General features: G+C 67.7%; 12 protein-coding genes. 7 read left to right on the top strand and 5 right to left on the bottom strand.

What is annotated here, in order from left to right:
• From G6N66_RS10740 to G6N66_RS10730, 3 genes are read left to right on the top strand one after another with little or no spacing between them, the layout of a single operon-like run.
• Window positions 1-369: an ATPase gene (locus G6N66_RS10740; RefSeq protein WP_085232745.1), complete on the top strand. Its 369-nt coding sequence runs from the start codon at window positions 1-3 to the stop codon at window positions 367-369.
• 3 nt (window positions 370-372) lie between these two features.
• Complete coding sequence (locus G6N66_RS10735) at window positions 373-1,680, top strand: cytochrome P450 (RefSeq protein WP_232079271.1); 1,308 nt, start codon at window positions 373-375, stop codon at window positions 1,678-1,680.
• Between the two features lie 55 nt (window positions 1,681-1,735).
• A complete protein-coding gene (locus G6N66_RS10730; protein ID WP_163645813.1) occupies window positions 1,736-3,013 on the top strand; it encodes an HNH endonuclease signature motif containing protein in 1,278 nt (425 codons plus the stop codon).
• A gap of 24 nt (window positions 3,014-3,037) precedes the next feature.
• Here the strand turns inward: G6N66_RS10730 and ppc are convergent, their stop codons facing one another.
• Entirely contained in the window at window positions 3,038-5,845 is a 2,808-nt protein-coding gene (ppc, locus tag G6N66_RS10725) for a phosphoenolpyruvate carboxylase (RefSeq protein WP_085232581.1), read from the bottom strand.
• 93 nt (window positions 5,846-5,938) lie between these two features.
• On the opposite strand from ppc, the gene G6N66_RS10720 reads away from it, so the two are divergent.
• On the top strand, window positions 5,939-6,199 hold the full coding sequence (locus tag G6N66_RS10720; RefSeq protein WP_085232580.1) for a type II toxin-antitoxin system VapB family antitoxin: 261 nt from the start codon (window positions 5,939-5,941) through the stop codon (window positions 6,197-6,199).
• Entirely contained in the window at window positions 6,193-6,642 is a 450-nt protein-coding gene (locus G6N66_RS10715) for a type II toxin-antitoxin system VapC family toxin (RefSeq protein ID WP_085232579.1), read from the top strand. The genes G6N66_RS10720 and G6N66_RS10715 overlap by 7 nt, the downstream gene beginning before the upstream one ends.
• On the opposite strand, the gene secG is transcribed toward G6N66_RS10715, so the two are convergent.
• Genes secG through gap form a run of 4 tightly spaced genes read right to left on the bottom strand, consistent with a single transcriptional unit; the run spans window position 6,577 to window position 9,880 of the window.
• Window positions 6,577-6,810: a preprotein translocase subunit SecG gene (gene secG, locus G6N66_RS10710; RefSeq protein ID WP_085232578.1), complete on the bottom strand. Its 234-nt coding sequence runs from the start codon at window positions 6,808-6,810 to the stop codon at window positions 6,577-6,579. The genes G6N66_RS10715 and secG overlap by 66 nt on opposite strands.
• Before the next feature lie 30 nt (window positions 6,811-6,840).
• On the bottom strand, window positions 6,841-7,626 hold the full coding sequence (gene tpiA / locus G6N66_RS10705; RefSeq protein WP_085232577.1) for a triose-phosphate isomerase: 786 nt from the start codon (window positions 7,624-7,626) through the stop codon (window positions 6,841-6,843).
• Window positions 7,623-8,858, bottom strand: a complete 1,236-nt coding sequence (locus G6N66_RS10700) for a phosphoglycerate kinase (RefSeq protein WP_085232576.1) — start codon at window positions 8,856-8,858, stop codon at window positions 7,623-7,625. Before G6N66_RS10700 ends, tpiA begins: the two co-directional genes overlap by 4 nt.
• Before the next feature lie 2 nt (window positions 8,859-8,860).
• A complete protein-coding gene (gene gap, locus G6N66_RS10695; RefSeq protein ID WP_085232575.1) occupies window positions 8,861-9,880 on the bottom strand; it encodes a type I glyceraldehyde-3-phosphate dehydrogenase in 1,020 nt (339 codons plus the stop codon).
• Between the two features lie 543 nt (window positions 9,881-10,423).
• Here gap and G6N66_RS30375 point away from each other — a divergent pair.
• Both G6N66_RS30375 and G6N66_RS30370 read left to right on the top strand, forming a co-directional pair.
• Window positions 10,424-10,741 (top strand): hypothetical protein, encoded by a 318-nt coding sequence (locus G6N66_RS30375; protein WP_163645812.1) that lies wholly within the window; start codon window positions 10,424-10,426, stop codon window positions 10,739-10,741.
• A 41-nt stretch (window positions 10,742-10,782) separates the two neighbouring features.
• Complete coding sequence (locus G6N66_RS30370; RefSeq protein ID WP_163645811.1) at window positions 10,783-11,223, top strand: hypothetical protein; 441 nt, start codon at window positions 10,783-10,785, stop codon at window positions 11,221-11,223.
• Window positions 11,224-11,225 lie beyond the last annotated feature (2 nt).

Raw genomic sequence — 11,225 nt, 5'->3', positions numbered from 1 at the left:
ATGGCCGACATGGCAGACAGAACCGTGCGCAACGGCCCGGAGCGCAGCCGCATCAAGACAATCACCAAGGCCGCGCTCAACGCCGACAAGACGGTCGAGCAGGTTGAGGATGTCCTCGACGGCCTGAGCAGCACCCTGACCGAGCTGAGCAGCTCGCTCGCGGCCCTCAACGCGACGGTCGAACGCATGGAGAGCGGCCTGGACCACCTGGATGGCACCCTGTCCAGCCTGGACGAGCTGGCCAAGCGGCTCATCGTGCTGGTCGAGCCGATCGAGACCATCGTGGCGACGGTCATCTCCCCGATCTCGGTCACCGAGAACGCGGTGCGCGGGGTATTCGACAGGCTGCGCAACCGCACCGTGCAGTAGATCGTGACCGACGCCCCCGGTGCCGGCTCAGTGGTGCCGACCCCGCCCTTCGCCGAGGGCACCGGGCTGCCGTGGGATATACCCGTCGGCGATGCCGTCGCCGCGATCGCCGCGGCACGGGCACGTTACGGCGACACGTTCGTCGTGCAAAGCGGCGGCGACCGCTACCTGTTCACGTTCTCGCCGACCGGCGTCGAATCGTTCTACGCGCTCACCGAGGAGACCGCCAGCAAGGGCGTCGCCGACTACCTCATGCTGCGGCGCAAGCTTCCCGACGAGATCTTCGCCGGACGCCGCACCCTGCCGAACACGTTGTTTCGTCGCGACGACGTGTCTTCCTACCTGGCCAACCTGGACCTGGCGCTGGAACAGACCGTCGCCGAGCTGGGACGAGCCGGTTCTGTGGACGTCTTCGATCTCACCCGGCGGCTCGGTCACCGGATGGGACTGGCCTCGTGGGCCGGACCCGGATCGGCCGAGGGCGAGCCATTTGAGCGTCTGGTGCGCGCCCTCGACACCCTGGACGGCTCGGAATCGTTCGTGCACCCCGACCGGATGGCGGCCGTCGCCGCGAGCGACAAACGCGAGGAGCGGGCCGCGTTGGACGAGATCACCGAGATCGTTGCGGCCGCCGTGCACCGCTACGACGACGGCGACCGGGACGGGCACGCGCTCTTCGGCCGGATCGTCGACGCCTGGACTTCTGAGTCATCCGAGCGGGTGCGCGGGATCGCGTTCGACATCGCGCTGATTCACATCGCCTCCATGTCGAACTTGGCCGCCGCGCTTGGCTGGGCGTTTGTCGACCTACTCGAGCATCCGCCGGCGCTAGATCGAGTCCGTATGGGCGACAACGGTTTTGCGCAGCGCTGTGCGCTGGAATCGACGCGGTTGGCGCAGCGCTCCATCATGACTCGCACGGTGCTGTCGACGGTCGACTTCGACGACGGTGAGGTCACCTACCGGGTGTCACCCGGCTGGAACATTGCCACCCTGCTGCCCTTGCTCAACACGTCGGCCGCGCCGGGCCTGGAAGCGTGGGATCCCGATCGCTGGACCCGCCACCGGCTGACCGAGCCGCATACCCTTCCGTCGCCGATGCTGGTGACGGCCTTCGGGCACGGGCGGCATTCGTGTCCGGCACAACCGTTTTCGCTGCAAGCCATGACGGCCGCGACCACCCGGCTGCTCCGCGAGTACCGGATGACACCGCGCTGGACGGCGCATCCGCTGCCAGTGCCGGCCCAGATCGGCGGCGTGGCGCGGGCGGCCGGGCCGTGTCCGGTGGAGTACCTGATCGCAGCGGGCTGACCTGTTGGTTTGCCGTCGGCCGGGACTTGTCGGTGGTGGCTGCTTTGATGGCGGTATGTCGTTGACCGCTTCTGCTGACACCGTGGAGATGATCCCGAAGGATCGTCTTGCGGCGTTGTTTGAGGAGTTGGCGGAGTTGTGTGGTCAACGCAATGCGATTGATGGGCGCATCGTGCAGATCGCCGCCGAGCTCGATGGTCGCCAGTTGTGGGGGATGACCGGGGCGCGGTCGCTGGCGGCGGTGATGGCCTGGAAGACCGGCTGCTCACCGGCCAATGCGCGCACCGTGGCCACCATCGCCGAGCGGTTGGAGGAGTTTCCACGCTGCGCTCAAGCTTTGAGCGAGGGCCGGCTGTCGCTGGATCAGGTCGGGGTGATCGCCGCGCGCGCGGGGCAGGGATCCGATGAGCACTACGCGCAGCTGGCCGCGGTGGCCACGGTGACCCAGTTGCGCACCGCGGTCAAACTCGAACCGCGACCCGACCCCGGCCCCGCGCCCGAGCCCGATCTGCGGCCGTCGATCACCAAGACCTTTTCTGATCAACGATTCAGCTATTGGCGGATCAAGCTAGGGAATCTGGAGGCGGCGACATTCGACGCCGCGCTGGCCTCGCACCGTGAGGCGCTGGTCGCGCAGTGGAAACGCGACCACGGCGGCGACGACGACGATAATGACGATGCGCGCGCCGGCGAGGAGAGGCCGCCGTTGCCGAGCACCGGGGAGGCGTTCATGCACCTGGTCGAGGCGGGCTGGGATGTGGAGGCGGCCCGCCGCCCGCACGGGCAGCACACCACCGTGGTGGTGCACGTCGATGTGCAGCAGAAAGCCGCGGCCCTGCATTTGGGTCCGCTGCTGTCGGATGCCGAACGCCAGGAACTGACCTGCGATGCCACCTGCGAGGTCTGGTTCGAACGCGACGGCAACGTCATCGGCGCCGGGCGCACCACCCGGGTGATCAACCGCCGGCTGCGCCGCGCCCTCGAACACCGCCACCCGACCTGCGCGGTGCCCGGTTGCGGCGCCACCCGCGGTCTGCATGCGCACCACATCCAGCATTGGGAAGACGGCGGCCCCACCGAGCCGCACAATCTGGTGCTGGTCTGTCCGTACCACCATCGGCTGCATCACCGCGGCCTGATCAGGATCAGCGGACCCGCCGACGCCCTGACCGTCACCGACCACACCGGCCAACTACTCAGCCCAGGATCACTGGCGCGACCACCCACCCAACCCCCACCCGCGGTCCCGCCCTGCCGCGGACCCCTCGGCGAACGCGCCGACTGGTGGTGGTACACACCCTTCCAACCCCAACCACCACCAAGCAATAACTAGACCTGGCGAGCGGGGTCAGTCGCGCTAGCCGCTGTTCCGCAGCGCGCTGGCCAGCCCGTTCATCGTCAGCAGGATGCCGCGCTGCACCAGTTCGTCGTCGTCGCCCGACCGGTAGCGTCGCAGCAGTTCCACCTGAAGGTGGTTGAGCGGCTCCAGGTACGGGAAGCGGTTGAACACCGAACGGGCCAGCGCCGGGTTGTCGGCCAGCAGGTCGTCATGTCCGGTGATGAGTTTATGCATCGCGATGGTGCGCCGGTGCTCGTCGACGATCTTGTCAAACACCCTGCGCCGCAACGCTTCATCGGACACCAACTCGGCGTAGCGGGCCGCGAGACCCAGGTCGCTCTTGGCCAGCACCTGCGCCATGTTGGAGAGCACGCTGCGGAAGAACGGCCAGCGCTCGTACAGCTCGTGCAGGATCTCCACCCGGTCGCTTTCGCTTTCCGGACCCGCCGCGATCCACTGCTCAAACGCCGACCCGGTGCCATACCAGCCGGGGAGCATGACCCGCGACTGGCTCCACGCCAGCACCCACGGGATGGCGCGCAGGTCGGCGATCGACTCGGTGGGCTTGCGTGAGCTCGGCCGGCTGCCAATGTTGAGCGATCCGATTTCGCTGACCGGCGTCGACGCCTTGAAGTACTCGACGAAACCCGGTGTGTCGTGCACTAATTCGCGATAGTCGCGATGCGCCAGGGCGGCCACCTCGTCGAGGACGGCGTAGGCGGGCTCCGCGATGTCGCCGAGGCCTTCCACATCCAGCAGCGTGGATTCCAGCGTGGCCGCCACCAAACTTTCCAGATTTCGCCGCGCCAATTCCGGCTCGGCGTATTTGGCCGCGATGATCTCGCCCTGTTCGGTGAGCCGCAGCGAGCCGTTGACCGCTCCCGGCGGCTGGGCCAGGATGGCCTGGTAGCTCGGGCCGCCCCCGCGGCCGACGGTGCCGCCGCGACCGTGGAAGAGCCGCAACCGGATTCCGGTTTTGCGGGCCACTTCGGCCAGGGCGAGCTCGGCCTGATACACCGCCCAGCTCGCGGCCAGATACCCGCCGTCCTTGTTGGAGTCGGAGTAGCCCAGCATCACCTCTTGCGAGTCGCCGCGCGCGGTGACCAGCGCCCGGTACAGCGGTAGTTCCAGCATCGCGTGCAGGATCGCGGCGCCATTGCGCAGGTCGTCGATCGTCTCGAACAGCGGCGAGATGCCCACCGGCGTATAGGGTTCCGAATTCGAGACGTCCAGCAGGCCAACCTCTTTCAACAGGATCGCGGCCTCCAAGACGTCCGACACCGACTGGCACATCGAGATGACGTAGTTGGGCACCGCGGCGGGACCGTAGCGCGCGACCGCATGCGCTGCGGCCTCGACCACGCTCAACTCCTGGTGAGCCAGCTCCGACAACCGCGCGCGATCGCTGAGCAGCGGGCGCCGCGTGCCCAATTCGGCCGCCAGTAGCTCGACCCGCTCGTCCTCGGACAGCGACGCGTAGTCCGGATGCACCCCGGCCCACGCCAGCAGTTCGGCGATCACCTGTTCGTGCACCTCGGAGTTTTGCCGCAGGTCCAGCCCGCTCAGATGAAACCCGAAGACTCCGACGCCTTCTCGCAGCAGCGCCAGTCGATCATCGGCGATCAGCGCGCCGCCATGCGTCCGCAGCGAGACGTCGATGGCGTCGAGATCGGCCCCCAGTTCGGCCGGCGCGTCATACGGAGGCAGGCCCAGGTCAAGCCGGTGCTGGGGTTGCTCGTCCAAGATCTGGGCAGCGGTTGCGGTGAGCCGGGCGCGGATGGCTCGCAACGCTCGCCGGTACGGCTCGTCGAGGTGGACGCCATCGGGGCAGGCGTCGGCCAGCGCGGTCACCTCGGCGGTGACGGTGACCAGCCGCGCCGACATTGACAGCTCTTGTTCAAGGTCGGTGAGCTCGGCGAGGTAGCGGGATAGCGCCGTGAATGCGGCGCTGCCGGTGGCCAACCGGACCACCTCGGCCGTGACGTTGGGGTTGCCGTCGCGGTCGCCGCCGATCCAGGACCCGGGCCGCACGATGGGCTCGGCGAGCAGTTCGGTGCCTGGCCAGCGGGCACGCAACGCCTCCCGCACTTCGGCGTTGACCTTGGGGATCACCTCGAACAACGCGGCCGGGTAATAGCGCAGCCCGACGGCGATCTCGTCGGAGATTTTCAACCGGGACAGCCGAATCAGCGCGGTCTGCCACAGCGTCAGCACTTGACGGCGCAACTCCAATTCGATGCTGCGGCCGTCGTCGGTCTCGCTGTGCCCCTCCGCGCGCAGCCGCATCAGCTGCGTGATCCGGTGCTGGGTGACGAAGACGGTGCGCCGGCGGGTCTCGGTGGGGTGCGCGGTGATGACCGGGGAAACCAGCGCGCCTCTCAGGGCGTCGGTGACGGTGGCCGAATCTAGTTCTGCCCGATCGAGTTTCGCGTAGGTCGCGGCCAGGCTGCTGTCTTGTGGTGGCTCGCCGGCCTCGACGTGGATGCCGCGGCGCCGCTCCCGGTGGATGTCCTCGGCGACGTTGGCCAGCAGGGCGAAATGGCTGAACGCGCGGATGATCGGGATCGCCAGGTGGATGTCGATCCCATCGAACATGGCCGACATCTGGGCCCGATCGATCTCGGAGCGCCGCACCCGAAACGCCTCCACCCGGGCACGCTCGACGAGATCGAACACCTCGTCGCCGTTCTGCTCGCGCACGGTGTCACCGAGGATCGTGCCCAGCAGTCGGATGTCGGCGCGCATCGGTTCGGTCGCTTTGCGACCGACCTGCGTGCGCTGCACGGCACCGATTGGTTCGAGTGCGGGATCCGATGCCTCAGCCATGCATCCCAGTATCGGGGCGGATCGCGTAGTCCGCCCGCCGTGGCAGGGCGCCCAGCCGTGTCTAGAATCAGGCGATAAGTCTAGAATCTAGACATGGCGCTAAGCATCAAAGATTCCGAAGCCGACCGGCTGGCCAGGGAACTCGCCGCTCGCACGGGCGAGACCTTGACCCAAGCCGTCGTGGTCGCGTTGCGGGAGCGACTCGCCCGCGAGACCGGGCGCGCCAAGCCCATCGCGCTGCGCGAGGAGCTGGCCGCCATCCGGCGCCGCTGCGCGGCCTTGCCTATCCTCGACAGCCGCGCTGCGGACGAGATTCTCGGTTACGACGACGCTGGGTTGCCCGGCGCATGGTGATCGACACTTCGGCGTTGGTCGCGATGCTCACCGACGAGCCCGAGGCAGAGCATCTGGAATTAGCCGTAGAGACAGACCAGGTCCGGCTGATGTCGGTGGCGTCATATGTGGAAACGGCGATCGTGATCGAGACGCGCTTCGGTGATCCCGGGGGGCGCGAGCTGGATTTGTGGCTACATCGTGCAGCGGTCGACCTGGTCAACGTCGATTCAGACCAAGCGGACATCGCCCGGGTCGCCTACCGCACGTACGGCAAGGGCCGGCACCGCGCCGGTCTGAACTATGGCGAGTGCTTCTCTTACGCCCTGGCGAAGATTAGTGGCCAACCCCTGCTTTTTAAGGGAGATGACTTCGCGCACACCGATATTCGCGTTGTTTCAGCGGTACTTGATGAGCAGGGCAACGCCGATGATGCAGACCAGCCAGATGCCGGTGATGAATAACGTCAGCCGGTCCAGGTTCTTTTCCACCACCGTTGATCCGGACAGGCTCGACTGCACACCGCCGCCGAACAGGGTCGACAGGCCGCCGCCCTTGGCACGGTGCAGCAGCACCAGCAGCACCACCAGGATGCTGGTCACGACCAGGGTGATCTGCAGGCCCAATTGCATGACGTGCAGTTTACCGGCAACGCGCCGGCATCACGGGAGCGGCCCACCGGCGGCGATGGCCGCCAGCGTGGCGAACTCCTCGCCGTCCAGCGACGCTCCCCCGACCAAGCCGCCGTCGACGTCGTCCTGGGCGACGATCTCGCCGACGTTTTTCGCGTTCACCGAGCCGCCGTAGAGCACCCGGACGGTGTCGGCGATCTTCGGCGAGGACAGGGACGCCAGCCCCGTGCGGATTGCCCCGCACACCTCCTGAGCGTCCGACGCACTGGCCACCCGTCCGGTTCCGATCGCCCAGACCGGCTCGTAGGCGATGACGACGTTGCCGATCTGCTCGGCCGACAACCCGGCCAGCGAGCCACGCAGCTGTTGCTCGCAGTGGCTGACGTGCTCGCCGGCCTCGCGGACCTCGAGGTGCTCGCCGATGCAGATGATGGGAGTCAGCTCGTGCTTGAGGGCGGCGGCGGCCTTGGCGGCCACCAGCGCGTCGTCCTCGTTGTGGTAGGTGCGCCGCTCGGAGTGCCCGACGACGACGAAGCTGCAGCCTAGCTTGGACAGGAACGCACCGCTGATGTCACCGGTGTAGGCGCCGGACTCGTGCTGCGAAAGGTCTTGAGCGCCATAGGTCAACCGCAGCTTGTCGCCGTCGACGAGGGTCTGCACGCTGCGCAGGTTGGTGAATGGCGGCAGGACCGTGACGTCGACCTTGTCGTAGTACTTGTCCGGCAACGCGAACGCGATCTTTTGCACCAGCGCGATCGCCTCGAAGTGGTTGAGGTTCATCTTCCAGTTGCCGGCGATCAGCGGTTTGCGGCTCACGCGTCTCCTTCTGGTTGTTCGCGGCCGAGCACCTCGATGCCCGGCAGCGTTTTGCCCTCAAGGTATTCCAGCGATGCCCCGCCGCCGGTGGAGATGTGCGAAAACGCGTCCTCCGGGATTTTCAGCGCGCGGACCGCGGCGGCGGAGTCGCCGCCACCGACGACACTGAACGCGCCCTTGCCGGTCGCCGCGACGATCGCCTCGGCGACACCTTGGGTGCCGGCCGCATAGGCCGGGAACTCGAACACACCCATCGGCCCGTTCCAGAAGATGGTCTTGGCGTTGGCCAGCAACGCGGCGAACCGCTTCACCGAGCCCGGGCCGATGTCCAGACCCATCAGCCCGTCGGGAATCGCGTTGGCGGCCACGAACTGTGGCGGCGAGTCGGCGGCGAAGTTCTCGGTCACCACGATGTCGCCCGGGAGCCGCAGCACGTCGGCGTAGGTGTCCAGCAGGTTGCGGCAGGTCTCGATCATGTGCTCTTCGAGCAGTGATTTGCCCACCGAATACCCCTGTGCGGCAAGGAAGGTGAAGCACATGCCGCCGCCGATGACGATGCTGTCGGCCTTGGTCGCCAGCGACTCGATCACCCCGAGCTTGTCGGACACCTTCGATCCGCCGAGCACGACGGCGTAGGGCCGCTCGGTGGAACTGGTCAGCTGTTCCAGCACCCGTATCTCGTCGGCGACCAAGGTGCCCGCGTAGTGCGGCAAGAGTGCGGCGACGTCGTACACCGAGGCCTGCTTGCGGTGCACCACGCCGAAGCCGTCAGAAACGAAAGCTCCTCCGGGCGAGACTAATTCGGCAAGCTGGCGGGCCAGGGCAAGCCGCTCGGAGTCGTCCTTGCTGGTTTCGCGGGGGTCGAAGCGGATGTTTTCCAGCAGCAGAATGTCGCCGTCGGTCAACCCTTCGGCGCGGGCCAGCGCGTCGGTGCCGACGACGTCACCGGCCAGCTGAACGTGTTGTCCCAGTTGCTCACTCAGCGCGGCGGCGACCGGCGCCAACGAATACTTGGGGGCGGGGCCATCTTTGGGACGCCCCAGGTGCGCGGTGACCACCACCCTTGCCCCGCCGTCCAGGAGCGCCTTCAAGGTAGGCACCGATGCCGTGATGCGGCCAGCGTCGGTGATGCTGCCGGCGTCGTCAAGCGGGACGTTCAGGTCCGAGCGGACCAACACGCCGCGGCCCGAAACACCCTGCGACAGAAGCTCCTTGAGGGTATGAACGGCCACGATTAGAGCGACTTGCCGACCAGCGCCACCAGGTCAACGAGGCGGTTGGAGTAGCCCCATTCGTTGTCGTACCACGACACGATCTTGGCCTGGTTGTCGATCACCTTGGTCAGACCGGAGTCGAAGATCGAGCTGTGCGGATCGGTGACAATGTCGCTGGAGACGATCGGCGCGTCGTAGTACTTGAGGACGCCCTTCATCGGGCCTTCGGCGGCGGCCTTCATCGCGGCGTTGATCTGCTCGGCGGTGGCCGACTTGGACAACTCCGCGGTGAGGTCGGTCACCGACCCGGTGGGAATCGGCACCCGCAGCGCGTAACCGTCGAGCTTGCCCTTGAGGTGCGGCAGCACCAGCCCGATGGCCTTGGCGGCGCCGGTGGAGGTGGGCACGATGTTCAGCGCGGCGGCGCGGGCGCGGCGCAGGTCCTTGTGCGGCCCGTCCTGCAGGTTCTGGTCCTGGGTGTAGGCGTGGATGGTGGTCATCAGGCCCCGGACGATGCCGAACTCGTCGTCGAGCACCTTGGCCACCGGGGCGAGACAGTTCGTGGTGCACGAGGCGTTGGAGATGATGTTCTGGCTGCCGTCGTACTTGTCGTCGTTGACGCCCAGCACGATCGTGATGTCCTCGTCGGTGGCGGGCGCGGAGATGATCACCTTCTTGGCGCCGGCGTCGAGATGCCCCTTGGCCTTGGCCGCGTTGGTGAACAGGCCGGTGGATTCGACTACCACGTCGACGCCGAGGTCGCCCCACGGCAGTGCCGCCGGCCCCTCGCGGACCTCGAGTGCCTTGATTTTCGCCGGACCGACGACGATGGTGTCCTCGCCTTCCAGGCTCACGTCGTGGGGCAGCCGGCCCAGGATCGAGTCGAATTTGAGCAGGTGCGCCAGCGTGCTGTTGTCAGTGATGTCGTTGACGGCGATCACTTCGATGTCCGCGGCGCCCTGCTCCTGCTGAGCCAATAACGCCCGGTAGAAGTTACGTCCGATGCGACCGAAGCCGTTGATGCCTACCCGGACCGTCACTCGTCTCTCCCTCGTTCTTTCTGGGGTTTTTGCCGCTGGCTGATGAACTGCTCGTGATCAGCCTAGATCAGTAGCAACCGACCGTCGCTCGGCCGTCTCGCGAGTGCCCAAAAATAGGGGCAGAAGTGGTTGAAGGGCATCGATGGGCGCTTGTAGCAGCCCGCCGATGCCCTTCTAGTTCGTAAGCCTAAGTGAATACCCGACGTTCGCGCGGGTGAAACTTCGAATGTGGTAAGCGCCACAGCGTCGGGCCCGTGTGATCGCGGATACAGCAGCTCAGGCGGCGGTAACCGGCGCATGTCTCCTTTGTATCGGTTCTATAAGCGCCGAACTGTCGCACGTGCAATAGAAACCACCAGCCATACATTCGACACGACTGCGGCACGGCTGATCGCGGAAGAGTTGAAGGAGCGGCGTTGATGAGGGCCTTTGATCGGTTCAGCATCAAGGTAGTTGGCATCGCGGGTTTGTGCGGCGCCGCTATAGCGTTGAGCCCCGACGCGGCGGCTGCACCCCCGATAAAGACCGGCGGCGCGGTTGCCTGTGTCCAAGGGATGTCGGGCGAAGCGGGAGCGCCGGCGGTCGGAGGACCGGGAGGACCGGGAGCCGCTGGAGCAGCGGGTGCCGCAGGGGGCGCGGCGGCCGGAGGCGTGCCCGCGGCCGGCGGCCCATCCGGCGCCGCAGCTGGAGCGCCGACTGCCGGAAGCCCCGCCGCGACGTGCCGGTGCACGTACCCCTCAGGCGCCGGTGGACCCGGCGGCGCAGGCGGAGCCGGCGGCGGTGCCGCGGGCCCAGGCGGACCAGCGGGCGCGGGCGGACCAGCGGGCGCGGGCGGGCCGGCGGGCCCCGGCGGTCCGGTGACTGCCGGCGAGGTATGTGGCGCCGGCGCGCCGGTGACCCCCATGGCTGGTGTGGTTCCGGTCGTGGTGCCCGGGCCGGTCGCGGGCGGCGCACCCATCCCGGTCGGCGCACCCATCCCGGTCGGCGCACCCATCCCGGTCGGCGCACCCATCCCCGTCGGCGCACCCATCCCGGTCGGCGCACCCATCCCCGTCGGCGCACCCATCCCGGTCGGCGCACCCATCCCGGTCGGCGCACCCATCCCCGTCGGTGCACCCATCCCCGTCGGCGCACCGGTGCCCGTCGGCGCTCCGCTGATCGCGCTCGGACCGGCGGGCGTGCCGGTGCTGGCCGGTGCCGGCGTGGGCGCCGCGCCGGCCGCCGCGCCCATCACCGACATGTCCGGTGGGATCGGCGCCAAGGATGCGCCGACGGGTCCGCCCCCGACCGGTGCGCCCACGCCCGGACAGCCGATTCCGGCCGGCCCCGCCGGGGCGCACTGACG

Origin of the sequence: Mycobacterium conspicuum (assembly GCF_010730195.1) — a bacterium.
GTDB classification, from domain to species: domain Bacteria; phylum Actinomycetota; class Actinomycetes; order Mycobacteriales; family Mycobacteriaceae; genus Mycobacterium; species Mycobacterium conspicuum.
Note: the sequence above shows the minus strand (reverse complement) of the source record. Positions and strands in the feature narration are given on the sequence as shown.